The sequence below is a fragment of the Verrucomicrobiota bacterium genome (genome assembly GCA_016871495.1).
Taxonomy (GTDB): Bacteria; Verrucomicrobiota; Verrucomicrobiia; order Limisphaerales; family VHDF01; genus VHDF01.
The window spans coordinates 24,746-51,522 of sequence record VHDF01000031.1; the positions used below are offsets into that span (position 1 = coordinate 24,746).

The following is a 26,777-nucleotide window of genomic DNA, read 5'->3' on the forward strand; positions in this document are numbered from 1 at the left end:
CTAAGCAGGGAGGCCTTCACGATTCACTTCTTCCAGCATGCGAATCAGTTTGCCGTGGCCGCCGGCCCCACGAATTTCCAAGACGGCTTCAAACTGCGCCGCATTAAAGGCCGGATCAGACTCCGTGCGAAGAGCCTCCGGATTCCGGTCAAAATAGAAATCCTTCGCTTTGTAAAGATGGCCGTCGGGATCGAGCGCGTGAGCCTTGAGGAAAGACTTGTTGGGCTCCTCGACGAGCGTAAAAAGACCGAACCGGGCGCCGTCCACCTTGAGGCTGATGAATGCGGTGCGCAGGCTGGTGAGATGGGGAGTGGCGGTGAACAAGTCGAAAGCGAGTTTGTTCCGAACCCGGGTCAAGTCATAGGGATGCTTGTTGAGGTTCAGCACTTCCAATCCCCGCCAGGAAGGCGACGTCGAGGCGAGTCGGATCTTGTAGGATTTTTGCGTTGTGAGCCTCGTCGATTGACCCCGCTGCTCAAGGGTGGCCGGCAATGGCATCGCTTCTCCCGTGCTCGAAGGGACGTTCCAAAGTCCCGCCGCTCGAGGCTCGAAGGCATCCGACGGATCCTCGTCCGATTGGACCTCCGCGAACGTTGCCCCTCCAGGGATGGGGGTGAGCTTGAATTCCGCATCGACTACGCTGAGCGGATCCCGGGTATAAACGCTACGATCCTCGACGAGCAAAGCGGAGCGACGGGTGTGAAAGACAGCCGTTTGGATAAACCCCAGGGGATTGCCATCTTGCCGCCGCAGGCCGGCCTGCAATTTCAATTGGTAAGTCGTGGCGTGGAGCAGAGGGTGAACGGGCTCGAACACGACCGTATGGAGCGCATCGAAGAACCGAAACACTCCGGGCACAACATCCCCCGAATCCTCCGTCAAGGAGGCGGTCGCGCTGCTGAAGCTTGACGCGTCCACCGGAACTCGAAATCGCCAAACCATGGAAGTCCCGGTTGAAACATCAACCGCATCGGGTGCTGGATCCACCGAGGCCAGCACGGGGTCTCCAGGAAGAAAGGCCTCGGGAGTAACGACCTTGAAATAAGAACGCGCACCCGCGGGAGTGCCGGCAGGAAGAGCGAGTCGGTGGATTTGATTCGTGGTGGAGGCGGGATAATCGCGAACCCGGGTCCAAGTACCTTCGCTGATTTCACCACGGGACAGCAACGTGTAAGCATGTCCGGCGATGCTCATGAACTCCAATTCGATATGTCCGTCGTGGATCAACCGGGCGGAGAGTCGCAGGACGCTCGCGGGATCCTTGGGGTCCGTGCCCCCTTCGTATTCCTCGCGATTGGTCAATCCATCCCGGTCGAGATCGAGCCTGGCATCCGAAGGATCGCGCGGGTCGAGTCCGGCGCGCGTTTCCCATGCGTCGGGTAATCCATCGGCGTCGCGGTCCGCGAGATTGCTGGCGCCGGGGGTGCCGCTTCCCGTGAAGGAGACGACGGTGCCGGAGCCATCAGGAAATCTTCCTTCGGTCAACCCTTCCGACTGGGGCCCGTAAGTGATGGTTTGGATGAGCGATAGCGAAGGGTCGAACAAGCTCAAGCTGCCGCCTGACGCGGGCAGTTTGAGGTCGGCATGGCCGGGCCGGGGTGTTTCGTCGGCCCAGATGCGGACGAATCCGCGGGGTGCGACCAGCGCCGGGACCGAAGTTTGCACCCAGGCGTTGAGATTGGAAAACGAATGGCCGGTGAGAACCAGCGGCTGCGAGCCTGGATTGTAGATTTCGAACCAATCGGGATCGGAGCCCGTGCCGTCCACCCGCCATTCATTGAGCACGAGCGCGGCCGACGAGCCTGCGTCGAGGATGGATTCGGCGGTTTCGTGAACGAATTGCCATCCCTGGGCGGACCGGAGCAGTGCGTAGCCGGGAACTTGCGAACCGTAGGTCATGCCGTCGATTCGGTTGGTCTGAGCATCGAACAGAAAGACCGCGCCTCCTTCCGCATCGAGTCCAAAGCCTGTGCGCAACCCGGAGCCCGCAAGGTCGCTGGTGCAGAGCAAGGCGAGACGCTGGCCAGGGTCAAGTCGAGTACCTGAAGGCACCACGTAGCGTCGGAGGAGACTTGGAGAATCCGTCAGGCTCCACTGTTCGAGCGAGACGGCCGTGGCGCCGGTGTTTGCCAATTCGACGACGTCCACTGCATTTCCGCCGGCGGGAGCGGCGACGATCTTGCGAAGTTGAACTGGGGGCTGGGGGCGCGACGAAGCCGCTCGGCCCGGTGTACCGCCTTCCATCGAGTTGGCGCTCCAGAGCGAGGGATCGTTCGGGTCGCCCGAGGCTCCATGGAATTCCAAGGAAGCCCCCTTCCCCGCCGCCGCGCCCGGCCAAAACCCGCCGGTGCCATACTCGACCGACCGAACGTTGCGCAGAGCGGAGTCTCGCAGGGTGAGGCGCTCCCCTTGATTTGAGAGGCGGCCCGTGTAGATCCCCAGAATCTTGGCGCCGGGGTGGCGGTTGGTGAACGCGGCCGGATTGGCGTCCGAAATGAGAAGCCCGTGTTGTCCTGCGGAAAGCAGCGTGCCGGCCGGGAAGGCGAACTTCAAGCCGTCCACCGACCATCTGGAAAGATCGACGGAGCCCGCCCCGGCATTGAACAATTCCAGGAATTCAAAAGCATCCCCATCCTTCGGTTGATACATGATCTCCGAGAATTGAAGGGCGAACCTGAGGCTTTCGGGGGACTCGGCGGCGCTGAGCGGCAGAAGCAAAGCGAGCAGCGCGACGAGCACGGGTGGACGGGGTGGGGAATGGCGTTTCAAGAGTACATCTTGGATCGACGCAGCATGAACTGCTGCGTCACTCGATTTCGGCCGCCTTGCTTGCTGGCGTAAAGAGCCTCGTCCGATTCGGCCAAAAGGGCGGCGGGATCCGCGGCCGTGTTGGAGCGGGTCGAGATGCCCAAGCTCGCCGTAACCTGCCGGTGCTTCCAAGGAGCGTTTTTGATGGCGCGCCGAATCCGTTCGGCAACCGCATTGGCGTCGCAACGGTCGGCCTTGGGGAGCACCACGACGAACTCCTCCCCTCCATAACGCGCCACATGGTCTCCAGGTCTGACGTTTTCAGCAATGATCCGGGCCACTTGCTTGAGCACTTCGTCGCCCGCCGGGTGGCCAAAACTGTCATTGAAGGCCTTGAAACGGTCCACATCGATCAAGATGACGGAAAGGGGCTGCTGATGGTGCTCGGATTGATCGAAAAGGTTCCGGAATGCGTCCTTGAAGGCTCGGTGGTTCTTGAGGCCAGTCAAACCATCTTCGCTGGCCAGGGCTTGGAGTTTGGCGTTGGCTTCCTCGAGCCGTTGCTGTTGGTCGTGGATTTGCCGTTCCTGGACCCGGCGGCGGGTGATGTCCTGCAAGGAGACCAGCACCGCTTCACCGCCTTCCCAGATGGTGTTGAACGAGCGCATTTCCAGAACGAGGAACTCATTCTGAACTCGTCGAAGTTCGATTTCCTTGGTTTCCCCAGGACTCAAGGCCAGGGCAAACGGGGCTTGCTCCTGCAATGGGAGGGCTTCGCTGAGCAGGGAGCGTGCGGAGGAATTGAGAAACTGGATGCGCTGGTTCCGATCCAGGACGACCATCCCGTCCGCCATGTTTTCCAGCAGAGACCGGAAGTTTTTTCCGAGGCCTGCAGCTTGGCCGATTGCTCCCGGAGTTGTTGATTGCGGATGTTGAGCTCCTGCTGGGTTCGCACGAGCACGCGATATTGCTGAATGGCGTTTTCGTAGGTGGACAGCAGGAGCGAAAGGATTTGCTGCGGCTCGGCTTGAACCCGGTGGCTGCGACCCGCAAGATTGACGACGAAGCCGCCCTCGAGGTCCGAAACGGGTCGGGCGGCTTGGTGAAGCAGCGCGGCTTGAACGCGATCGAGGAGGAATTGCGGATCGTACGGCTTGGTGAGGTAGTAATCCGCCTTGGATCCAAGTCCTTGGAGAATATGTTCCGGGTCCGAGAGCGTGGTGAGGAGAATGACGGGAATGGACCGGGTCTCGGGTTGGCTCTTGAGAGCGTGGCACATGCCATAGCCATCGAGTTCCGGCATGTCGATGTCACTGATGATCAGGTCCGGCCTGTCCGTGGCGACTGCGCTCAGGGCTTCGCGGCCATTTTCGACGACCCGAACTTGATGGCGGTCCTTCTCGAGCAGCATTTTCAAGGCAAACGCCTGGGGCATGCTGTCCTCGGCCACGAGGATGGAGGCGGGTTGCGGCAGGGTGCCTCCGCCTGGGGCGTTCGAGATGTTCTCGTTTTACATTCCCACTCAGCTACCGCCTTGGCGGTAAAAGTCGAGGGTAAGATCGAGGCCTTTCTGCCAGGCGACGCCGGGTTCATAGCCTAGTCCCTCGCATGCGGCGCCGAGATTGGCCAGAGAAGCGCGGACGTCGCCAGCGCGGGATTCCGCGAAAACGGGTTCCAGGGATTGGCCGGTCAGCCGATTGATTTCCTCAACCAGTTGGAGAAGGTCGATGGCGTGGCCGCCCCCGACATTGAAGACCTTGCCGGCCACTTTTTCCGAAGGGCCTTCCGCGGCCAGGAGGTTCGCTCGCGCCAAGTTCTTGACGAAAACGAAATCGCGCGACTGTTTGCCATCTCCGAAGATCGTGGGACGCTGCCCTTTGAGCATGGTGGTGCAGAATCGGGCAATCACGCCTGAATAGGCCGAGTTAAAGGATTGCCTGGGCCCGAACACGTTGAAGTACCTGAGACTGACGGTTTCGAGTCCATAAAGCTGGTGGAAGAGCTGTCCGTAGCGTTCGGCCGCGTATTTTTGCAGGGCGTACGGGGAGAGTGTGTCGGGGAAGAGGCCCTCGTGCTTTGCCGGTTCGGGATGGTTGCCATAGATGGCGGAAGACGAGGCGAACATGAAGCGTTTCACCTTCAGGTCCCGCGCCGCGACGAGCAGGCGCAAGGAACTTTCCAGATTGTCGGTGTTCGACTTGACAGGTTCGGCGACGGATCGGGGCACGGAGGCAATGGCGGCTTCATGGAACACCCAATCGCAACCGGCCATGAGTTTCTTGACGAGCTTTTCGTCACCAATGTCCCCCACGACGAGTTCCACCCGGTCACCGGGTTTTTTCCAGCAAAGATTGGATTCTTTGCCCTCGCTTAAATTGTCCAGTATGGTCACTTCAGCGCCGCGCTGGCAAAGTTCCTCGGCGATGTGAGACCCAATAAAGCCAGCGCCACCCGTGATCAATGTTTTCATTCTCATATCTCTACAGCATCGACCGGTTTTTGCCCATGCGTGAATTGCCTTGGGTGATGGACTTCCAGGTTGAAGGATGGGAACGGTTGTGATGAATACGCTGGGCATCATTGCGGGAAGCCGGGGTTTGCCGCTGCTGGTCGCGCGAGAGGCTCGCCGGTTGGGGGTGAAATCTATTGTGGCGGTGGCCGTGGAGGGGGAAACAGATCCCGCCATTTCAGGCCTGGCTGATCAGGTCGTTTGGGTCAAGGTGGGTCAATTGGGGCGGTTGATTGAAGCCTTTCGCGAGCGGGGGGTGCAGCAATGTGTGATGGCGGGACAAATTGCCCCCAAGAATTTGTTCGATCTGCGGCCAGACCTCCGAGCCATGAAATTGCTCTGGTCGGTCAAAGAACGCCACGCTCACAGCTTGTTCGCGGCGGTGGGGAGGGAACTGGAAAGAGATGGAATCCAACTCATCGACGCGCTTCCCTGGCTGGGGCCGGCCCTTGTTCAACCCGGCTATCAGGCGGGACCCGCTCTCACGGAGGTGCAATGGCAAGACCTTCGGTTAGGGGCTCGCGTGGCCAGGGAAGTCGCCCGTTTGGAAATCGGCCAGACGGTGGTCGTCAAGGAGGGGGTGGTATTGGCGGTGGAGGCCTTCGAGGGCACGGATCGCTGCCTGGCCCGGGGAGGTGAGTTGGCAGGTCGTCAGGGTGGCGCAGTCGCCGTGAAGCTTCCCAAAGCCGGACATGACATGCGATTCGACATTCCTTGCGCCGGGGCGAAGACGGTTGAAACCTGCGGTCAAAGCGGGGTCCGGGTGCTGGCTTTGGAACCGGGGCGCACGATCCTGTTGGAACGCGCCGAGACGGAGATGCTTTGCCGTCAACAAAGCGTCTCCCTGGTGGCCTTGCCGGCTGAACCGAATCCGCGTTGAACGCCTCGCCAAGCCCATGAAGTCACCCTGTCGGCCGCGATTCCACTTCGCAACTTTGCCCCCGCGATTCGCCTGTTTTCTTGACCCTGTGGCCTAAAGCAGCCTTGACTGGATTGTCGTCAACAATCCTTCCTGCTTGTGCCATGAACCCTCCTGTCTTTCGTCGGCGTGGTTTTATCAAATCCACCGCGGCTGCGGCCTCCGCCCTCGCCTTTCCGCTGGTCGCCTCCCGCAACGTGCTGGGTGCCAATGAACGATTGAATGTGGCAGGGATCGGGGTGGGAGGGAAAGGCGCGGTCGATGTGGACGGTTGCGCCGGGGAGAATATCGTGGCGCTTTGCGATGTGGACGAAGCCAACGCCCGCGCCACTTTCTCAAAATACTCGACGGCCAAGCGCTACAAGGACTTTCGCGTCCTGCTCGAAAAAGAAAAGAGCATCGATGCCGTGACCATTTCCACTCCGGATCACATGCATGCTCTGCCGGCCGCCATGGCGATCAAGATGAAGAAGCATGTTTACTTGCAGAAGCCTCTGACGCACACGGTCTATGAAGCGCGCCGCCTCACCGAGTTGGCCAAGTTCTACAAAGTGGCCACCCAAATGGGGAATCAAGGGCATTCGAATGCTGGAACCCGGCGCATGGTGGAGCTTATTCGTTCCGGCGTCCTCGGGAGGATTCAAGAGATTCATTGCTGGACCGACCGCCCCATCTGGCCGCAAGCGATCGACCGGCCTTCCGGGTCCCATCGAATCCCCTCGACTCTGGACTGGGATTTGTGGCTCGGAGTGGCGCCAGAGCGCCCGTTCAATCCCGCTTACGCTCCGTTCAAATGGCGCGGTTTTTGGGATTTCGGAACCGGAGCCCTGGGCGATATGGGCTGTCACGTGATGGACCTGCCGTTCTTTGCACTCGATTTGAAGAACTTGGTGCGGGTCAAAGCCTTCGCGCCGAAAGGGAACCCGGAGTCCGCGCCAGCCTGGTCCGTGATTACCTACCATTTCGAACAATCCGCCACCCACCCCGACTTGAAACTGGTTTGGTACGACGGCGGACAGAAGCCCTCACCCGAGGCGGCGCGAGGGCTCAAGCTGTCCAGCAACGGAGTCTTGATCCATGGCTCGGAGGACACGTTGTATGTGGACAGTTATTGGGGATCGGGCCGTTTCTTGTCCGGCCGCCCGCTTTCGGAGTTCAAGTCCGTTTCCGAGTATCTTCCCAAGTCGGAGGATTTCGATCGGAACCATTATCGGGAATGGATTGCAGCCTGCAAGGGCGGGGCGGCTGCACTTTCCAATTTTGACTATGCCGGTCCTCTGACCGAAGCGGTGCTTTTGGGTAATGTGGCCCTGCGCACCGGTGAAGCGATCGACTGGAGTTCGCGCGGCATGAAGATCACCAATGTGGATGAGGCCAGCCGCCTGTTGCACAAGAAATACCGCAAAGGCTGGGGCGAAATCTAATCGAACCGCAGCGGGAAAACCCGGTCTGCGAAAGTGGCGGCACCACCCGACCGTATCACTCTCCCGTTCGTGTGTCCGGCACGCACCAAAGCAACCCGGGCTTGTTGGCGCGTTGTTCTTGTTGGAACGTAAGGTAAGGGATGAAATGGACCTGTCCGCTGAACCCGGCAATGACCGCGCCTTTCTTGTGGCGCCTTCCTATGCCTTCCAATTCATTAGGATACTGGCTGCCGTCGAAGCCGGGGTTCGATCCGTACGCGCCCCCAAAGTTTCGGATTTCCGGTTCCCACATCGCGTAGGCGGCGGGGTTGAATGAGCCCAGCTTGTAAGTCTTGTTGACGAAACGGCCGAACGAGCAGACCGCGCCATTCATGATGTAGCTCGAAAGGTTGGGCTGCCGCCTGACAAATGACACATGATTGGTTTTGTCCAGCGGGCAGAGATAGACTTTGCGCTCAGTGAGGAATTTCCAGAAAAGCCCCGCTTCGACGTGAGGCCGGTCATTGGTTCGAAACAAGTCGGGAGCCCGGCCCACCACAGGGCGGTAGAGCCAGCCGGGTCCGAAGTCGTTTGCCCAGTTCGGCCAGGGCATGAAATCCTGGTTTTCGTCCGCGTAAAGGTGGATGGAAAGGGCGAGCTGTTTATTGTTGTTGACACACGCGGTGCGGCTGGCCCGTTCCTTCGCCCCGGCGAGAGCGGGCAACAGCAGGCCCGCCAGAATAGCAATGATGGCAATAACGACCAGCAGCTCAATGAGGGTGAACGCCCGGGAGCACGGCGAGGGTTTGGGTGAGCCTCCAGTCCGCAAGGAGTCCTCCTTTGTCGCGCTTACTTTTTGTCCGGCACCGCTTCCTTGGCCCAGGCGCGATAGCCCCCTTCAAGATTGAACAGCTTCGGGAAGTTGAGTTTGGCCAGCTTTTCGCAAGCGGTGACACTGCGCCGTCCCGCCGCGCAATGAACCAAATAAGTCTTGGACTTGTCCATCGCTTCCATCTTTTTCAGAAAGTCGTGTGCATTGACATCGACGTTCACAGCTCCGGGGATGTGGCCGTCCTTGAATTCGGACTCGGTGCGGACATCGAGGATGACGATGGTTTTTCCGGTCCTCATTTTTTCGAACTCGTCCACCTTGATGTTCTTGTAGCCGGGATCCGCGCTCCAGAGCTGGAGGTTGAACAAGGCGAGCCAAAACACCAGCGCCACGGGAGAACGAACGAAGTTTGTCATGAAGTGGGGCGGCACAAGAAAAGGGGGCAGAGGGTCAAATAATTCCCGCGAGCTCCTGCAGCAGACGCCAGTTCTCGAGCCTCTCCTGGCGGGATTCCTGCAGGAGCGGAGAGGGATTGCCGTCCTTGTCGAAATGTTTGGCAAAGCGTCCCTCGGTGCGGGCAAAGGTGATGAAGTCATAGACTTCACCCGTTTGGGGATTTTTGTACCAATCTTCTTTGGGAGCAGGATTGCCCTGGAGGCTGAGGCGTTCGGCCAGTTTGGCGCCCTTGCGAGGATCGTAAATCAGCACCGGGAACGTGCGGGTGTCCACCGCCAGTTTCGATTGGTTCATCGCCATGTTGTCGCCGACACCATGTTCGGGCTGGCAGGTCGTATAGACGCTGATGACCGCCGGCCCGTCGAATTCGTTGGCGGCCATGATGCACTTGTAGAAGTGATTCGACATGGCGCAACTGGTTTGCGCCACGAAGGTGTTGGGATGCATCATCGCGATTTGGGCGATTTCCTTGCGGCGCTCGACTTTGCCGGGAACGGCCTTGCCATGGACGGAGAACTTGGTGTTCTGGCCTTTGAAGGACGCGGTGGAGCTTTGGCCTCCAGTGTTCGAGTAAACCTGGGTGTCCAGGACCAGGACTTTGATGTCCATGCCTGAGGCCAGCATGCGGCTGAGGGATTGGAACCCGATGTCGAGCATGGCGCCGTCGCCGCCGAAGACCCAGAGTTTCTTCTTTTTCCAGCCCATCTGATCCCAACGAGCCCGCACGCCCATGGCATCGGCGGGACCGTTTTCGAAGAGCGAGTTGGTCCAGGGCACCAGGTAAGGATTGTACGGATAGGTCGAGGCATAGACGGTGGAACAACCCGTTGAATTGACAATGCCGACGCTTTCCTTCCCGTACACGAACCCAGTGGCGGCAAGCATCATGCGGATCGCGGTGGCTTCGCCGCAACCCATGCAAGAGCCGGCGCCGCCCACATAAAGGAGCGAACGTTCGGCGAGCATCATGTCGCTCAGCAGTTTCTCGTTGATGTACTGCTTCGGGGTCTCCTTGAGATTGAGGTAAAACTTGAAGTCCTTCTCGAAGCGCGGAAGGACCTTGCCGCCTTTCATGAGCATGCTGAGGGCGCCGTGATTGCCGCAGGCATCCACGCATTCGGCGCAGCCTTTGCACTTGGTCGGATCGATGAAAATACCGAAGTAGGCGGGTTCAAGGCCCTTCTTCTCGTAGGTCGTCCAGAATTTGGTGGTCTTGGCAAATTGCCGGGCGAGGTGTTCGCGTTCGGTCGGGTCTTCGGTCTTGGCCAATTCGGCTTCGAGCTCCGATTTGGGAACCGCCTTGCCGAGGATCGCCGTGTCCGGACATTCCGTGACACAATCCATGCACGCCACGCAGTTGTCGCTGTTCAACAGCGGAATTTCGGGAGCGATGTAGCTGAAATCGCGGAGGCTGCCGCTGCCGGCGGTGATGAGCGACCGGGCCGTGCTCAAGTCGGCGGGCAATTCGAGCTCCGCGGAGCCATCGTTATAGGCGCCGACAATGCGTTCATTGAAATCGTTGACGTCGAGCACGTCCGAGGTGATGGGCACTTGGTTCCTTCTGGGCTCAGGGGCAGGAGAGCCTTCGGAAGCGGGAACCGGCTGGCTTTGTTGAATCATATTGAGGAAAATAACGGTTTCGGCGGATCAGTGGAGGCAGGCGGATTACTTGGCCATGATGAGTTCCGAAGCCGCCGGGGTGGTTTGACCGATGACTTCGCGGGGTATCTCTTTGACTTCATTCAGCCCCAATTTGACGCAGCGCAGGTTTTCCTGAACGACCTTTTCGCCGCGCTTTCCGAAGTATTTGCGGATGTATTTTTCGACACTGTTCAGAATCTCCTCCTGGCCCATGCCGGAATCAGCGGCAAACGGAGTGACCTTGATGAAAATACCGACCAGAACCACACCCTGCATGCGTTGTTGCAGGTCCGGGTCGGTGGCGATTTCCCGCGCGATTTTCACCGTGTCGAGGAAGAATACCCGGACCTTGCGGTTGCGGATGATTTTCTGGCCATAGGCAGGGATGGCTTGCCAAACGTCCGACGGATCCACCTTGTCGCTCTGGATAAAAATGGAGCCATTTTCGGCAATGCCCGCCAGGGGGTTGCCCAAGTTGAACGCGTTGACGTCGTTCAGCGGAATGAATTCCACATGTTCCAATTCGCTATGGGTCCGAATGTGATCCCGCGCCACCGTCAGGTAATAGGTGGTGGGCAAACCTTTCTTCTCCGACCCGTACTTGGGATAGGCCTGCACGTGGAGATTGAAAAGTTCGCCCACGAACGAGGCGATCAATTTGTTGGTGGTCACGGAGCCGAAGCCGCCCACCGAGTGGCCGCGCATCGAGAAGGCTCCAGAGGGGCGCAAATCGGGGTCTTCGGAATCGGGCAGGGCGACCTCGTGCTTGACACCGACCACAGCAAATTCCTTGGGCGAGGCGGAAGCCATGTTGCGCGCCATCGAGATGAAATGGCAGCCGCGCACGTCCCGGGAGCCCAGTCCCGCCGCGCAGGCCAGAATTTTCGGCAATCGGCTGATGGCAGGGTAGCGATGCTCGGATCGGCTCCCATAGCCCAGCCCGGCCAGCGCGTCGGCAAAAGCCGCCTTAATGCCCTGGGCCAGGGGATTGGACTGCGCGAGCGGATTGTCCATGCGCTCCACCACCGTCGCCACTTTGACGTTTTTTAAGGCTTCCACCAACTCCACGGCCGGGAACGGGGCGAAGCAGGTCACATGGATCCCCCCGACCTTCAGACCCAGATGCTGGCGGATCCAATCGATGGCAGCCTGGGCGGTTTCCATGAGCCCGCCCATGCCCACAATCGCGTAATCAGCGTCCTCCATGCGATAGCAATCGAGCATGCTGTAGCGGCGTCCGGTCAGCTTGTAAAAGGTGTCCATCGCCTCGCTGATGGCCGCGGGCACTTTGTCGTAAAAGGCGCGCTGGGCAATTTTGCCCTTCATGTAAGAGTCCTGGTTTTGGACGACGCCGGACATGAGCGGGAACTCCGGGCTCATCAGGCACCGGAGCTTCTGGTTGGGATCGGAAACGAATTGCTTCATGAGCTCGGGTTCGGCCATGAGTACATTCTCGATCGTGTGGGTGGTCAGGAAGCCGTCCTGAACATTCATGAACGGCGTTTCCGAAGCCTCGGCGGCACGGCGGGCGATGAGCGCCAAATCCCCGGACTCTTGGGCGTTGCGACCAAAAAGAATGCCCCAGCCGCAGTCGGAACAGCTCATGACGTCGTCATGGCCCGCATGGACATTGAGGGAATGGCTGGTCAGCGCGCGGGCGCCGATATGGAAGACCACGGGCAGGCGTTTGCCCGAAATGGTGTAGAGCACCTCCTTCATCAGGACCAAGCCCTGGCCGCTCGTGAAGTTCGTGACCCGGCCGCCGGCAAGCGCGAAGCCTTCGCAAGTCGAGGCGGCGGAGTGCTCCGATTCGGGTTGGATAAACGCGAGGGTATCGCCCCAAAGATTCTGTTTCCCGTTCGACACTTCGGTCTGATAACCGGTTCCCATCGTGGTCGACGACGTGATGGGATACGCGCAAGCACCCTGAGTGATGTGAGTTTCCACCCAGACGACGTGGCCCGCGCCGTCGGATGTGGTGGGGATTCCCGGGAATGGAAATATCGAAGACTGTCCGCTCATAATTTACAATCAGTGGGAGGAATTTTTAGGGATTCGAATCTCCACGCATCAGCGTCGGCGCGCAAGGAAAAGTTTGGCAACGTGGAACTTCCGGCACGTCGTGCTTTCCACAAGGCGCCCGCCATCCTCGTCCGGGCACCGGAGATTCCAGCGCGGAATTCTCATGCTTGTTTCGCGACCGGAAGTGCTGGGGCTTGGGAAACCGCGCCTCGGCCACAGGAAACGATCCCCTCCGGGCTGGGCCGGCCTCCAATTCCACCAAGAACAGCAAGGAACCAGCCTCAACCGGGGTCCACGGAAAACCCCAATTCCCGCAGGCGCTGGAGCTTGTAAACCAAGGCCCTGCGGCTGATCGCCAAAGCCTTGGCCGTCTCCGTGCGATTGTAGCCGTGCTCCTTCAAAACAGACAGAATCGCTTCCCGTTCGACGTCCTCCAATCGAGCCGCGTCCGGCGGGCGCTCCACCCGCGGCTCGATCCGCGGTATCTTCGCCGGCAAATGCTCCGGCAAAATCACCTCGCCGCGCGACAACAAGGCCGCCCGTTCCATCGCATTGCGTAATTCACGAACATTGCCCGGCCACGCGTACTGGTCCAGACACGCCACCGCCCCGGCGGATAACCTGCTCTTGCCCCCCCCCATCCCCGCCAAAAACTTGGAAGCCATCGGAAGCACGTCCTCCCGCCGCTCCCGCAAAGGAGGCACACGCAACTCGACCACATTCAATCGATAGTAAAGATCCTCCCGGAACCGCCCCTCCTTGACCCGAGATTCCAAATCCAAGTTCGTCGCCGCGATCACACGCGCCGCACTCCGCCGATCCACATTGGACCCCACTCTTCGATAATGCCCGTCCTGCGTCACTCGCAGGAGTTTAGACTGCAACGCGGGCGACATCTCGCCGATTTCATCCAGGAAGATGCTCCCCTCGGACGCCAGCTCAAATTGCCCGACCCGATTCTGAATCGCCCCGGTAAATGACCCTTTTTCGTGCCCGAACAACTCGCTTTCCAACAACTGCTCGGGAATCGCGGCGCAGTTCACCTTGATAAAAGGCCGTTCAGCTCTCGCACTCCAATGATGGATCAAGTCCGCCAAAACTTCCTTGCCCGAACCGGATTCCCCCATCAACAAAACCCGGCTGTCCGAACGGGCCACCAGCATCGTGTCCCTCAACAAACCCCTCATGATCGGGCTTTCCGCCACAACCCCCTCAGGCAACGGCATTTGCTCCTCCTGTCGAGGAACGAGCCCCTCCCCCGCTTGCGCAAACTTCCGCACCGCAGCCAACAACTCGTCCAAATCAATGGGCTTCGCCAGATAGTCAATGGCGCCGTCCCGCATCGCCCCCACCGCATCGCGCACGTCAGCGTAACCCGTCACCAGCAAAATGGGCAGGACCGGAAACATCCGGCGCGCTTTCCGCATCGTCTCCAATCCTGAGAGCCCGGGCATGCGCACGTCCGAAATCATCATCGACACCGGCGTGCGCGCCAACGTTTCCAACGCCCGCTCCCCCGAATCCGCCGTCAACGTGGCAAACCCCTGGGATCGCAAAAAGGAATCCAACAGGCTCCTCTGCCCCTCGTCATCGTCCACAATCAAAATCTTTGGCACCGCCACGCCGCGATGGGACCACCCCCCAAGCCTAAAATCAACCCCCGCCCGGAGGCTTGCTTTGAGCGCCCCGAAGCGGGAAAAAGCGTCCATGCCATCCTTCCCCCTTTTCGCTTCCACTTCTCGACGCCGGTTTCTCTACGCCTCCTCCGCCGCAGCCCTCGCCGCGTCCCTGCCTGGTTGGAAACCTCGCGCCTCGGCGCAACCCTCCGGGGCCAATAGCCGCGTCCGCGTCGCCGTCATGGGCCTGAACGGACGTGGCATGGATCACGTGCGCGCGTTTCTCGCCCTCCCCAATGTCGAAATCACCGCGGTCTGTGACGTGGACGAACGCGCCATGACCAAAGCGTCCGCACTCGTGGAAAAGTCCCGCGGCACCGCTCCCGCCGCCATCAAGGACATCCGCCAGTTGGTTGAATCCAAAGCCATCGACGCGCTCTCCATCGCCGCCCCCAATCACTGGCACGCCCCGGCCACACTGCTCGCCTGCGCCGCGGGCAAGCACGTCTACGTCGAGAAACCCTGCTCCCACACTCCCCGCGAGGGCGAACTGATGGTCCGCGCGGCCCGCAAATTCCATCGCAAAGTGCAAATGGGCAACCAACGGCGAAGCTGGACCGGACTGCGCGAAGCCATCGCGGAACTTCACGGCGGCGCCATCGGCAAAGTCACCTTCGCCCGCACCTGGTACAACAACCAGCGGCCCTCCATCGGACGCGGCAAGGCCGTCCCCGTTCCCGCCTGGCTCGACTACGACTTATGGCAGGGCCCGGTCGAGGAACGCCCCTTCCGCGACAACGTGGTTCACTACAATTGGCACTGGTTCTGGCATTGGGGCAATGGCGAACTCGGCAATAACGGCATCCATGCCCTCGATGTCGCCCGCTGGGGCTTGCGCGCCGGCTGCCCCCGCCAGGTCACCTGCGGGGGAGGACGCTACCAATTCGACGACGATCAGGAGACTCCAGATATCTATGTCACCACCTTCGAACTCGAGGGACAGGGTGCAAGCTGGGAAAGCCACAGTCATCACGGTCGCGGATTCGAAGGATCCGGTTTCGGCATCACCTTCTACGGTGATCGCGGCACCTTCGTCATTTCAGGCAACTCGATGAAATTCTACGACCTCAACAACAAACTCACCCGCGAACTGCCCCACCGGGGGAACGACCTCGACCATTATGGCAATTTCGTCGAAGCCATACGGAACGATGTCCCTCTCCATTCCGAAATCGAGGAAGGCGTCCTCAGCACACTCTGGTGTCACCTCGGCAATATCGCTTGGCGTACTCGTCAAACCCTTCAGCTCGACCCCGCCCGCCAGCAGCTCAAAAACAACGACGCGGCCAGAAAACTGTGGGCATCAGGCTACCGCAAAGGCTGGCGCGACCTCGAAAAAATTGCCTAGCGCGCCGGACGTTCGATTTCCCGATCACGCTTCCATCATGGAATGGTTCGTGCTTTATTTCGTCCGAAGTGTGCCCTTCACCTTACTCATCCAACCGAGGTCGTCACGATCCCATACTCGGTGATCTTACGCGGGTGGTCCGAATTCGCTCCCTCATGAACAATCTCTGTCTCCGTTTTGCCGCCCTAGGCTTCCTCGTCGGCAATCTCTGCTTCGCGCGCGCCCAGGTGTTCTTCTCGGAAATCATGTATCACCCCGTCGAGTTGCCCGCTTTCAATTCGGACGGCACCCCGGTCCTCGACCTCTCCCGCGATGTTCATGAGTTCGTCGAACTTCACAACCCGGGGACCTCATCGGTCCCTCTCGCGGGTTGGAAACTGTCGGGCGGGATCGATTTCACCTTCCCACCCGGCTCCAGCATCGCGGGAGGAGGTTACCTTGTGGTCGCCAAAGACAAGTCCCGCCTGGCGAAGATTCCCGCATACTCATTGACCGAATCCAGCCTCCAGGGCCCCTTCACAGGACAGTTGAGCAACGAAGGAGAAACCCTCCGTTTGCGCAACGCCGCCGATCAAGTGATCGACGCCGTCAGTTACGCGTCCCATTTCCCCTGGGCCATCGCCGCGAACTCCATGGGAGCCGACGAAGAATGGACCGGTCTGCGCCACATGGATTACCAGTATCGCGGACGATCGCTCGAACGGGTCAGCTTTGCCCACCCGGGCAACGACCCCGCCAATTGGGTCGCCTCGCCCATCCCCGGCAATCCGAGCCCCGGCAAGCCCAACGCCTTCCGGCGCGATAAACCCTTGCCGATCGTCACCGGGTTAAGCGCCAGCCAAGCCGCCGACCGCCAGAGACTCATCCGCCGGGACCAACCCGCCCTCGTCGAAGCGATCTTCTCAGACCGCTCGGAACTCGGCCCCGTGGAAATCGAATCCTTCGTGGATGACATCAACCTGACCGGAGAAACCGTGTCCACTCTGCCCATGACCGCCGCCGCAGGCAGCCTGGCCTACTCTGCGACCCTGCCGGGGAGAGCGGAACGCAGCGTCGTCCGCTATCGCATCGTAGCTTCGCGCGCGGGCCGCCGCGAGGTGGTCTCCCCTCGTGCGGACGACCCATTTTCCTGGCACGCTTACTTCGTCTCTCCGGCGCGGAGTTCCGCCAAACCCATTTACGATTGCTTCATTTCCACGGCCAGCCTGAATCGTCTCGCGGCCAACATCGCGGGAAATCCCCGCCGTGTCACCTCTCCCGATCCCCCCGGCACACCCCGCGCTTCCTGGAACGCCACTGAACCGGCCATTTTCGTCCACGACGGCGTGGTCCGGGATATTCGCATGCGCCACCACGGCAGCCGCTACAACCGGCGGGCCGATCGAAACTCCTTCAAGTGGCATTTCCCCAGCTACAACCCATTCCTCGGCACCGACGCTATTTTCGAAACCGACAAGGGCAATGACTTCGTCGTCGGCCACAATCTCTTCATCAACGCCGGATTCCCCGTGTCCAAAGTTCGTTACGTCGATCTCTATCTCAACAACAACGCCGTCCTGCAGCGCTTGGAACAGGGCGAGTTCAACGGAGACATGCTCGACGCGTTCCACGCCGAACAGCGCACCCAAAATCCGGGCACGCCGCTGGAAGCTCCCGGCGAAATCTACAAGAGCGTCGGCACCATTCAGTCCAACGGAGAAGGACCCTACGGAGTCGGTGACGGACGCAGACTCTCCAAGGCGCCAACCTGGCCCGACTGGAAAATGTACGAGTGGACTTACAGCCTCCAAAACCACGGATGGAAAGGCTCCACCGACATCAAAAAGCTGCTCGACGGACTTTGGGCCGCGCGCGGTGACACCCACACCTCGCCCAACCCCAATGTTCCGCGGCTGCGCGCGTTCATGCTCGAACACTTCGACATCGACGCCATGCTCAACTACATCGCGGTGGAGAATTGGTGCTGCCCCTGGGACGACACCACCCAAAACCATTTCCTCTGGCGCAAGAGCAACGGCAAGTGGGGGATGCTGCCGTGGGATTGCGACGCGTGGTTCGGACGCGGCGATAATACGCCCGCCACCTCCTCCATCTACATCGGAGAAGTCGGCGACCCGAACAACAATTTCCGCGGACCGAACTTCATCAAGGACAGTTTTATCAAAGCGTTTCGCCAGGAGTACAAAGAACGTCTCTACCTGCTGAACAACACGCTCTTGCATCCCGAAAACATCAGCGCCATGGGCTTCTCCTCGATCCGCTCCTTCGCCAACACCCGGTTCACTTCCGTCAACCAACAGTGCGGTTTCGGAGTCTTTCAACGCCCCAACAAGCCGCTGCCCGTCAGCCCCGCCGCCAACGCGGGCGTGGTGCCCGGAGTCTCCCTCCGCACCAGTTCCTACAGCCACAGCGCCACCCCCGGCCTGAGCCACACGCGAACGCTCTGGGAAATCCGCGCCGCGGCGGGATCCTACCTCGCCCCGGTGTTCAAAAGCACGAGCTCCACCCACTTGATCGAATTGCCCATCCCCTTCGAAGAACTCGAATTCGGCTCCCGCTACTTCTGGCGGGCAACCCACCTCGACGCACAAGGCCGCCCATCCTTGCCCTCCGACGAAAGTTCTTTCATCTTTGGCGGCACTCCCCCAACGAGCACGAACGCGGTCCGTCTCGTCTCCATCGATGCCGGATCCGTCTGGCGTTACCATCAGGGCGGCATCGACCTGGGCACCGCCTGGAAAGCGCCGGGCTTCAACGATTCCACCTGGGCTTCCGGAGCCGCCCTGCTCGCGGTCGAAAGTGCCCCCCTCCCCGAGCCGATCCGCACCACCCTCACCCTCGGCCCCACCACATTCTATTTCCGCAGGACCTTCAACTATTCCGGTCCCGCCCGCAGCACGCTCCGCCTGAATACCGTGCTCGACGACGGTGCCGTGCTCTACCTGAACGGAAAGGAAATTTGGAGAAACCGCGTGAGCGGCTCGGCCCCCGCCTACTCCGCTCTCGCCGACGTGAACGTCGGTGACGCGGTTTATGAAGGCCCTTTTGAAATTCAAGTGGACAACTTGAACTCCGGCGTCAACACCCTGGCCGCCGAAGTCCATCAGTCCGCCGCCGCCAGCAGCGATGTCGTGTTCGGACTGACCCTCGAACATTTGTCGATGTCATCCGCCAGCCAGGGCGAATTGGCCCTCAATGAAGTGCAAGCCAGCCGCGGAACGCCGCGCACCGCCGGCCAGCCGACCTCCGACTTTATCGAAATCGCCAACACCTCCGACCGCACGTTGAGCCTCGACGGATTTGCGCTGACGGACGACGTGCTGAATCCCTCCCGCTTCCGTTTTCCCGCCGGCACACAGATTGCCCCCAAAGGCCGTCTGGTCATTTGGTGTGACAATGAAACGAATGCTCCCGGTCTACACAGCGAATTCGAGCTCAACGATGGAGGTCAAACCGTGCTCCTGCTCGCGCCAAGCCCCACGGGCTTCACCGTCGCGGACAGCGTCCAATTCGGAGCCCAGATTCCCGATCACTCCATCGGACGCGCCGCCCACGGCTCTGGTGAATGGCAGCTCAACGAGCCGACACCCGCCGCCGCCAATCGCCTCGCTCCCACCGCACCGCTCAGCTCCGTCGTCCTCAACGAATGGATGGCCAGCCCGGAATCCGGGGACGATTGGTTCGAACTCCACAACCGCAGCGAGCTCCCCGTCGCCCTGGGCGGTCACTTCCTCACGGGAGATCTGTCCAATCCGGCCCAATCTCCCATCACCGCCCTGACCTTCATCGAGGCTCGAGGGCATCTCTCCTTCACGGCCGACAACAACCCCGACGCCGGCCCCGACCACACGAGTTTCAGACTCTCCGCCAGCGGGGATGTGATCGGACTTTTCTCCTCCAGCGGCGGACGAGTGGATTCCGTCACTTTCGGTCCTCAACGCGCCGGAGTGTCCCAGGGGCGGCTCCCTGATGGCGCCGCCGCCATCGTTTCTTTCCCACTCAGCGCCACGAAAGGCCGTCCCAATTTCCTTCCCCTGAACGACGTGGTCATCAACGAAGTGCTAAGCCATAGCGATCCGCCGTTGGAAGACTCCGTCGAACTTTTCAACGCATCAACCGTTGCCGTCGAGGTCGGTGGATGGTTTCTCAGCGACGATCCTCGAACTCCCAAGAAGTATCGCCTGCCCGCGGGCACGCGGTTGCCTCCCTCCGGATTTCTGGTCCTCTTCGAATCCCAGTTCAATGCCGACACCAACGCCCCGACCAGTTTCGCGCTGAATTCGTCACGGGGAGACCAAATCATTCTCTCCGCAGCGGATGCTTCCGGCAACCTGACCGGGTATCGCGCCGAAGCGGAATTCGGCCCCGCTTTCAACGGCGTATCCTTCGGACGCCTCACGACCTCCACGGGCATCGACTTCACCGCCTTGTCTCAAACAACCTTCGGATCGGAACCAGCCGCGACGCTTGCTGGCTTTCGAACGGGACGTGGCGCTCCCAACGCCGCGCCCCGCCTGAGTCCGGTGCAGATCTCCGAGATCATGTATCACCCGCCCGATGCCGTCTCGGGCACCAACCGCACCGACGACACCGTGCATGAATTCGTCGAACTGAGGAACACATCACCGCTGGAGCAACCACTCTTCGATCCGGCGTACCCTGCCAACACCTGGCGAGTCCGGGGAGGAGTCGAAATGGAACTCCCGCCCGGACTCCGGCTTGCTCCCGGGGGCCACCTCTTGCTCGTCAATTTCAACCCCGCCACAAACGCCGCGGCCCTGGCATCTTTCCAATCCCGCTACGCCGTGCCCGCGAATGTCACCCTCTTGGGCCCCTACCGGGGCAAACTCTCCAACGCGGAAGATCGCGTCGATTTGCTCAAACCCGATGGACCCGCGCTCGCAGGACCCGACGTGGGTTATGTGCCCTTCGTGTTGGTGGACCGCGTGCGCTACGGCGACCAACTCCCCTGGCCCATCGAAGCGGACGGCGGCGGCGCGTCCCTTCAACGCCGGGGCGATCGTCTCTACGGGAACGATGCCGCCAACTGGATGGCCGGCGCTCCTTCACCAGGCCGCGGCGCGCCTCTTTCACAGGGTGTTGTACTCACCGTCAGGCGTCCCTCGCTCAGCGAGAATATCGTGCAAATTCAATACGAAGCACAGGCAGGAAAAACCCATCAACTCGAATATCGGGATGCTTTGGAATCCGGCGTCTGGTCCAAGCTCGGCGATCCTCACAAACCCGCCACGCCGGGCGGGGTCGTTTTCAGAGATAGTCCGCCCGCCTCGCTTAAACACCGCTATTACCGACTGTCCGTGTTCTAACCCGCCTGTTTCACACTCGACAGGGTTTGGAAACGTTCCCCATTGAGTCTCAGCAATGCGGGCCAGATCGAACCGCGCCCGTTCAACGTAATGCCCGAATTCTCAACCGGCGATACTCCATCTGGCCCCGGTCCCCTTCCAGCCCGATGGGGCCCGTCTCAGGCACCTTCATCGCTTCCTCAATCACTTCACCGTTGCAAAGGCAAAACGCCACGCCCCCTTTCACCGTCACTTCAATCTCATTCCACCCCCCCGGACGATAATTCCGGAGCTTCTTGTAGGGGCCGGCCAGCGGATAATCCCGGCACTGCAATTGCCGGCCGCGAATGAAAATACCGCTGTCCGCGTTGGGGGTGGCCCGGAATTCAAGCCGCAGCACGAAGTCCTCGGGAAAATCGCGCGTCGTGTAGAGTTGCTGAATTTTTCGACCCTCGCTGGGTGTGGCCACGACCAACCGCCCTCGAATGGCTCGATACCTTCCATCCCGGCTTTCCGACTTGCCGTCAAACGCCACTGGAGCCTCCACCACGGGCCAAGGCGGCGCGCTCGGATCGCTCGCCTTCCACTTCCGTGCCGACTCTTTATCCGCCTCAGAAGTGACGCGATATCCCCACCCGGTCAAATCCCGTCCGTTAAACAAACTCTCAAAACCGGGTTCAGGTGCAAACTCGTACGTTTCAGTCTCTACCCAACCCAAAGTGGCAAACACCGGACGTAAAGCCGATGCCCACTTCGCGTAGCCCGCCTGGTTCAAGTGCAATAAATCTGGAAACTCCGACGCGGGCGCATCTCCCTGGTCGTCGGCGTACAACGTCCAAGTCTCCACCAAAGTCACCGATTCACGAGCCCGCACCGCTTCGGCGTAAAGCCGGTTCAGCTTCTTGATTTTGTCGGAAGGTCGGGACTTTGCAGCCGAGCTCGGAAACACCTGGCACAACACGACCGGAAGCTTTGGATCTTGGCGTCCAATCTCATCCAGAATCAGCGGCAAATTGCCGGCGATGGTCTCTGGCTCGGCCTTCTCCTCCAAGTCATTCGTCCCGATCAGCAACACCACCCCCCGCGGCTTGAGAGCCAGCACATCCTCGCGCAGCCGCAGCAACACGCCCCGCGAAGTATCGCCACTGATGCCGCGATTGGCCGCTTTCAGCCCGGGCCACCAGCCGGAAAAATCGTCTCCCCAGCCTTGGGTGATGGAATCCCCGAGAAAAACCACCGCACCTGCGTCCCGCTCAACCCGCTCAGCCCATCGAGCGCGACGCTCCACCCATAGCCGTTTGAACCAATCATAACGCCGAATCGGCCCCTGCCCCGCCAATCCTTCGTCACTGGCGGGTAATTGAAACTTCGACGAACTTGCCTCCTGCGCGTGAGAAGAGCCGCCCAAGCGACCCACACCAAGAATGAGCACGGCCAAACCTAAAGAGATCCGCATGGAGTTCATGCGTTCGATTCTCCTCAAATTCAGTCAGCTGACAAGGACAGTCCCGCCTGCCAAAGCCCTCTCCGTGTATCCCGATGTTGTTGGTAGGGCGGGCCTGTCCCAGCCCGCCGCCCACGGGATGCAAAACATCATGCTCCGGCGGCGCGCCGGGACGGACGCGCCCTACCCGCATCACCGGCAACATCGGGATGCACCGAAGCCCTCTCGGAAAAATCCACAGCACAGCCATCCAACTTCGCCTCTGAATCGCAATTCGAAACTCGAAATTCCCAAATCTCCTGCCCCCTCACCCGCCTTTATCCCTTTCCGGCACTCGCACCACCTTTAACCTCAAATTCCTCAGCGCAAACAATTCCTCCGCCACTCCCTTCATCCGCCTCGCTCCCGACTTCCGCTTCGGTCCGAACCGTTCCCTCATCGCTCCGAACATTTCCTCCACATACTCCCGGCTCCCAAAAATCGCTCCGTCACAGAAATACCTAACTCGGCACCTCACATACTCACTCACCTCAAAACAGGACTCGTCCTGGCCATTGCTGCCACCTGCGGCAAAAATCAATTGAGCCGCGCCGTTGATGAAATTACGCTATTCACATCATGAAAATCCGAGAGCTGACCGTCAGCCCCATCGGTAATTCTCGCGGCGTGCGGCTGCGCGTCCGCTGCGCCGGCAAGGAGGCCGATATCGCCTTGGACCAGATTCGTGTTTTGGGCAAATCCCGCTTGATTCGCCGCATCGACCGGCTTTCGACATCCGCCGGCACGGTACTGCGCCGGCTCATCTCGGAAATGTAGGGCGAGGGTTGAAATGATGCCGACGCGCAACGCGCAAGCGGAACTCGTGAACCGGATATCCTCCGCCATTCCGGCGAGAGGGTTCAGGTCTGCGACGGTCCTCTGCTTCGTTTCGCCAGTCCTGTGGGCAGCCAAAAACGCCACGGGGTCGGTGCAGTCTAAGACCTGGCGGCTAATCGTCGCCGTGCTTGGGCTGTTCATCCTCCTGTTCACGCCACACTCCCCCCTCCAGGCCCAACCCGTAGGAACCAACCGCGTCCTCGAACTCGACGGCAAGGGCAGTTATGTCGAACTGCCTCCGAATCTTTTCACCAATTTGACCGAGGGCACTGTGGAGGCCTGGGTGAAGTGGCGAAGCACGTCGAGCTATCAGCGCTTTTTCAGCTTCGGTGAAACTGTGAACGATATGGGGGTCGGCGGGCAGGGATTTGGCGGGCCGTCGGACATCCACTTTTTTGTCAATGTCCAGGGCGACTTGGGCTTGATCGTAGTTCCTGGGCTTCTTCAACTACAGCAATGGAGCCACCTCGCGGCAGTCTCCGGTCCGGAAGGCCTGAAGCTCTATTTGAACGGGACCCTCGTCAGGACCAATGATTACCGCAAAAGCTTCAGTGGCATCTCAGGCAAGCGGAATTATCTCGGCCGTTGGAACGCCCGGTCAGGCGGAGCGGTGGATCCGGTCACCTTCGACGGGCAGATTGACGAGTTTCGAGTTTGGAAGGTTGCGCGAACAGAGGAGCAGATTCGCGACACCATGTTCAGCAGGCTCGCCGGAAACGAAACCGATCTCGTCGGCTTGTGGAACTTCGAAACCGTCGAGAACAGCGTGGTCAAAGATCTCTCGCCCGGCCGACACGACGGCAAGATGCTGGGCAACGCCAAGGTCGTCGTCGAAGAACCTCCAGCCTCCATGCGTTCTGAAGGAAACCAGCGTGTTCTCGAACTCAATGGCAAGGATCGTTACGTAGAACTTCCGCCCAACATGCTTACAAATCTGGATGCGATAACCATCGAAGGATGGTGCCGTTGGCGCAGCTTCCGGGCGAGTTCTCGTTTTTTTGACGTGGAGTTCGGAGAGGGGCGTTTCAGCGTCCACAACAGACAGCTTAGCCATGGGTTGCAATTTGAGGAATACCAGCACGACGGCCGCTTTCGTGCCGCCGTGCTTCCTGCGCTGCTGACCACGAACGAATGGGTACACATCGCAACGGTGCTTTCGAAACAAGTCTCACGGCTCTATCTGAACGGTTCTCTCATCGTCTCGAATCTTCCGCCAGCCGACGACAACTACGGCAGCATCACAAATCGTTCAAATTATCTGGGCCGTTCCGGTGTACGCGAACGTTTCTCGGCTGATGAAGATTTCGACGGCCAAATGAGTGAAGTGCGCGTCTGGCGAGGCGCTCGAACCGAGAGCCAGATTCGTGAAAACATGCACAAGCGGTTGACCGGACGAGAGGAGTCCCTCGCCGCACTTTGGAATTTTGAAGACGGTACGGCGCGGGATGCTTCGACGAACGGATTTCACGGCAAACTCATGGGCAACGCCGCGGTCGTCCAAGCAGAACGCCCGGGTGCGGCGGGCCTCCTCCGCCCGGCGGTGATTTCGGGTCGCGTCACGGATGAATCAGGCAAACCGGCACCCAACACCAAAGTACGTATGGAGCAAAGCGGCGAAGAAGTTGCGAGTTTCGAAGCAAGCGCCGACGGCTCGTTCCGACATGTGCTCCTGCCGAACGGCAGGCCTTACGACATCGAAGCGGTCAGCAACGACAAAGACGCCTGGCGACTCGGCGTGGTCCTTGAAGGAGGCCAGACGGCCACCCTCAATTTTACTCTCCGTCCAGGTCTAAAAATCACGGGCACGGTCTTTGCACTCGTCACCAACACACCGCTCGCGGGAATCGTGGTGCAACTGCTCAGAGTCAACCCCAGCCAGATCGGTTCCGCGTTGGAGACCGACCGCCCGGCGGGCGGCACGTTAAGCGATGACCGGGGCAGATACTCCTTCGCCAACCTTGCTCCCGGTGCCTATCGACTGCGATGCCACGTCCCGGGCGGGTTCGTCGAGGCCACAAACCGGGTCCTGCTTGCTGACGCCGAGGCCGGATCTGTGAAGCCTCCGGAAATCGATTTTCGAATTGCGCCGCTCAAAAAGGGAACTTTTCGCACCTTCGGTTTTCAAGATGGACTGACTAGCCGGCAAGTTCGAAAGCTCTTTGTGGATCCGGAAGGTATTCTTTGGGCAGCAACCTCCGGCGGAGTGGTACGCTATGATGGGCATCACTTTACGACCTTGACGAAATCAGACGGACTGGCTGGCAACTCCGTGACGTCCATCCACTGCGATCCGGATGGGGTGATGTGGTTCGGAACCACGAGCGGCCTTTCGCGTTACAACGCGCAAAGTTCCGGGCCCAAGTTCACCAATTGCACGACCGCGAATGGACTCTTACACAACTCGATTGGTCCCATCGTGCGTGACCTGCACGCCGTGCTCTGGGTCGGCAACGGGTCTTGGGAAAGCGGTGGCCTCTCGCGCTTTGACGGCAACCATTGGACGCACCTGACGGCCACCAATGATTTTCCGATCACGACAGTCCAGGCGATGGCGCACGAATCCGACGGCACTCTTTGGGTCGGCGGATACGGCGCGGGCGGAACATCTTTGGTCCGGATCCGAGACACCAACATCACGAGGTTTTCCAGAAACGACGGATTCGCGGAAAACGCCTGGGTTGCCGCCATTCAAACGGCGGACCATGGCAATTTGTGGATCGGCACAGACATGGGCGCGATGCGCTACAGTGGGGGCAAATTCAGCACGGTGAAAATCCAGAGTGGTCTGGGGGTGGATTCCATCAGCAGCATTCATCGAGATCGCGAAGGCCATTTCTGGTTTGGCGGTGAAAACGGAGTCGCTCGATTCGACGGGACAAGTTTCATCATGTTCACCAAGGACGACGGTCTCGCTGAGTCGAGGGTTGGATCCATCGTGCAAACAGAGGATAGAAGTCTATGGTTCGGTCATCCGTCCGCCGGACTGACACGATACAACCCTCGCGCTTTTCATCTCCTTGGGGAAAGGGAAGGCGTGCTTGGCGGACCGTTCACTCCCGCCCGAATCGTAGAGGACGGCGCACTCTTGGTGGGTGCAACCGACCAGGGCATTTACCGGTTCGATATGAATGGCCGACTTCAAACGAATCATACGGCAGCGAACGGTTGGCGGGGTGGTCCGGTCATGGAAATTGCTGTCGGTCCCGGAAATGTCGCCTGGATCGCTGGCGTGTTCGGCCTAGGCCGACTGGACGGCGACCGCCTGACCTATTTCACGGACACTAACTCGCTTTCGCCACGAGAGTTGCTTGTGACCCCGGAAGGCACTCTCTGGTATTATGCAAACACCCGTTACTTAGACAACACAGTCATCCCACAGCCGAAGCGAGAAAATGAAGGGTAGAGTTGACGCTTGAATTCTGCCACGAGGCAGAAGTGAAAAAGAAAAGCATCAACTCAACCACGAGCAAGTTCACAGTTCTTCATCAGGTTTGCAATCATATCCCGTCGCACGCGGTCAGCGAGGCGGCTCGGGAACAGGGTTCGGAGGATCATTCGCGAACGTTCAGCCACTGGAGCCACTTGGTCAGCCTGATC

Annotated in this window: 17 protein-coding genes; 7 read left to right on the plus strand and 10 right to left on the minus strand. The window is 59.9% G+C overall.

Annotated features, from left to right (window positions below):
* From FJ404_09015 to FJ404_09030, 4 genes are all read right to left on the minus strand, one after another.
* On the minus strand, window positions 1–2,769 hold the full coding sequence (locus FJ404_09015; GenBank protein ID MBM3823009.1) for a hypothetical protein: 2,769 nt from the start codon (window positions 2,767–2,769) through the stop codon (window positions 1–3).
* A complete protein-coding gene (locus tag FJ404_09020) occupies window positions 2,766–3,602 on the minus strand; it encodes a GGDEF domain-containing protein (protein MBM3823010.1) in 837 nt (278 codons plus the stop codon). Before FJ404_09020 ends, FJ404_09015 begins: the two co-directional genes overlap by 4 nt.
* Complete coding sequence (locus FJ404_09025; GenBank protein MBM3823011.1) at window positions 3,479–4,198, minus strand: response regulator; 720 nt, start codon at window positions 4,196–4,198, stop codon at window positions 3,479–3,481. Before FJ404_09025 ends, FJ404_09020 begins: the two co-directional genes overlap by 124 nt.
* A 72-nt stretch (window positions 4,199–4,270) precedes the next feature.
* On the minus strand, window positions 4,271–5,218 hold the full coding sequence (locus tag FJ404_09030) for an NAD-dependent epimerase/dehydratase family protein (GenBank protein ID MBM3823012.1): 948 nt from the start codon (window positions 5,216–5,218) through the stop codon (window positions 4,271–4,273).
* Between the two features lie 76 nt (window positions 5,219–5,294).
* On the opposite strand from FJ404_09030, the gene FJ404_09035 reads away from it, so the two are divergent.
* Both FJ404_09035 and FJ404_09040 read left to right on the plus strand, forming a co-directional pair.
* Window positions 5,295–6,137 (plus strand): LpxI family protein, encoded by an 843-nt coding sequence (locus FJ404_09035; protein ID MBM3823013.1) that lies wholly within the window; start codon window positions 5,295–5,297, stop codon window positions 6,135–6,137.
* Window positions 6,138–6,280: 143 nt separating this feature from the next.
* Window positions 6,281–7,600, plus strand: a complete 1,320-nt coding sequence (locus FJ404_09040) for a Gfo/Idh/MocA family oxidoreductase (protein ID MBM3823014.1) — start codon at window positions 6,281–6,283, stop codon at window positions 7,598–7,600.
* A gap of 55 nt (window positions 7,601–7,655) precedes the next feature.
* On the opposite strand, the gene FJ404_09045 is transcribed toward FJ404_09040, so the two are convergent.
* The 5 genes from FJ404_09045 to FJ404_09065 form a co-directional block, all read right to left on the minus strand.
* Complete coding sequence (locus FJ404_09045) at window positions 7,656–8,462, minus strand: type II secretion system protein (protein ID MBM3823015.1); 807 nt, start codon at window positions 8,460–8,462, stop codon at window positions 7,656–7,658.
* Complete coding sequence (locus tag FJ404_09050) at window positions 8,429–8,710, minus strand: rhodanese-like domain-containing protein (protein MBM3823016.1); 282 nt, start codon at window positions 8,708–8,710, stop codon at window positions 8,429–8,431. Before FJ404_09050 ends, FJ404_09045 begins: the two co-directional genes overlap by 34 nt.
* 151 nt (window positions 8,711–8,861) lie before the next feature.
* A complete protein-coding gene (locus FJ404_09055; GenBank protein ID MBM3823017.1) occupies window positions 8,862–10,487 on the minus strand; it encodes a thiamine pyrophosphate-binding protein in 1,626 nt (541 codons plus the stop codon).
* A gap of 45 nt (window positions 10,488–10,532) precedes the next feature.
* On the minus strand, window positions 10,533–12,530 hold the full coding sequence (locus tag FJ404_09060) for a pyruvate ferredoxin oxidoreductase (protein MBM3823018.1): 1,998 nt from the start codon (window positions 12,528–12,530) through the stop codon (window positions 10,533–10,535).
* A gap of 281 nt (window positions 12,531–12,811) precedes the next feature.
* Window positions 12,812–14,239 carry a sigma-54-dependent Fis family transcriptional regulator gene (locus tag FJ404_09065; protein ID MBM3823019.1) on the minus strand — a complete coding sequence of 476 codons (1,428 nt, stop codon included), beginning with the start codon at window positions 14,237–14,239 and terminating at the stop codon, window positions 12,812–12,814.
* Here FJ404_09065 and FJ404_09070 point away from each other — a divergent pair.
* Both FJ404_09070 and FJ404_09075 read left to right on the plus strand, forming a co-directional pair.
* A complete protein-coding gene (locus tag FJ404_09070) occupies window positions 14,238–15,554 on the plus strand; it encodes a Gfo/Idh/MocA family oxidoreductase (GenBank protein MBM3823020.1) in 1,317 nt (438 codons plus the stop codon). The genes FJ404_09065 and FJ404_09070 overlap by 2 nt on opposite strands.
* Window positions 15,555–15,709: 155 nt before the next feature.
* A complete protein-coding gene (locus tag FJ404_09075; GenBank protein ID MBM3823021.1) occupies window positions 15,710–20,881 on the plus strand; it encodes a hypothetical protein in 5,172 nt (1,723 codons plus the stop codon).
* Window positions 20,882–20,963: 82 nt separating this feature from the next.
* Here FJ404_09075 and FJ404_09080 read toward each other — a convergent pair whose 3' ends face one another.
* A complete protein-coding gene (locus FJ404_09080; GenBank protein ID MBM3823022.1) occupies window positions 20,964–22,325 on the minus strand; it encodes a DUF1080 domain-containing protein in 1,362 nt (453 codons plus the stop codon).
* Between the two features lie 597 nt (window positions 22,326–22,922).
* On the opposite strand from FJ404_09080, the gene FJ404_09085 reads away from it, so the two are divergent.
* The 3 genes from FJ404_09085 to FJ404_09095 all read left to right on the plus strand — a co-directional run.
* On the plus strand, window positions 22,923–23,120 hold the full coding sequence (locus FJ404_09085) for a hypothetical protein (protein MBM3823023.1): 198 nt from the start codon (window positions 22,923–22,925) through the stop codon (window positions 23,118–23,120).
* Window positions 23,121–23,133: 13 nt separating this feature from the next.
* Window positions 23,134–26,583: a hypothetical protein gene (locus FJ404_09090; protein ID MBM3823024.1), complete on the plus strand. Its 3,450-nt coding sequence runs from the start codon at window positions 23,134–23,136 to the stop codon at window positions 26,581–26,583.
* Between the two features lie 2 nt (window positions 26,584–26,585).
* The coding region (locus tag FJ404_09095) for a DUF4372 domain-containing protein (protein ID MBM3823025.1) at window positions 26,586–26,777 on the plus strand (192 nt) is incomplete at its 3' end.

Bases quoted from the DNA above. Each gene is read 5' to 3' on its own strand.
- FJ404_09055 (MBM3823017.1), bottom strand. From the start codon at position 10,487: ATGATTCAACAAAGCCAGCCGGTTCCCGCTTCCGAAGGCTCTCCTGCC.
- FJ404_09060 (MBM3823018.1), bottom strand. From the start codon at position 12,530: ATGAGCGGACAGTCTTCGATATTTCCATTCCCGGGAATCCCCACCACA.
- FJ404_09080 (MBM3823022.1), bottom strand. From the start codon at position 22,325: ATGAACTCCATGCGGATCTCTTTAGGTTTGGCCGTGCTCATTCTTGGT.
- FJ404_09085 (MBM3823023.1), top strand. From the start codon at position 22,923: ATGAAAATCCGAGAGCTGACCGTCAGCCCCATCGGTAATTCTCGCGGC.
- FJ404_09020 (MBM3823010.1), bottom strand. From the start codon at position 3,602: ATGGCGGACGGGATGGTCGTCCTGGATCGGAACCAGCGCATCCAGTTT.
- FJ404_09070 (MBM3823020.1), top strand. From the start codon at position 14,238: ATGCCATCCTTCCCCCTTTTCGCTTCCACTTCTCGACGCCGGTTTCTC.
- FJ404_09030 (MBM3823012.1), bottom strand. From the start codon at position 5,218: ATGAAAACATTGATCACGGGTGGCGCTGGCTTTATTGGGTCTCACATC.
- FJ404_09065 (MBM3823019.1), bottom strand. From the start codon at position 14,239: ATGGACGCTTTTTCCCGCTTCGGGGCGCTCAAAGCAAGCCTCCGGGCG.
- FJ404_09050 (MBM3823016.1), bottom strand. From the start codon at position 8,710: ATGAGGACCGGAAAAACCATCGTCATCCTCGATGTCCGCACCGAGTCC.
- FJ404_09035 (MBM3823013.1), top strand. From the start codon at position 5,295: ATGGGAACGGTTGTGATGAATACGCTGGGCATCATTGCGGGAAGCCGG.
- FJ404_09075 (MBM3823021.1), top strand. From the start codon at position 15,710: ATGAACAATCTCTGTCTCCGTTTTGCCGCCCTAGGCTTCCTCGTCGGC.
- FJ404_09040 (MBM3823014.1), top strand. From the start codon at position 6,281: ATGAACCCTCCTGTCTTTCGTCGGCGTGGTTTTATCAAATCCACCGCG.
- FJ404_09090 (MBM3823024.1), top strand. From the start codon at position 23,134: ATGATGCCGACGCGCAACGCGCAAGCGGAACTCGTGAACCGGATATCC.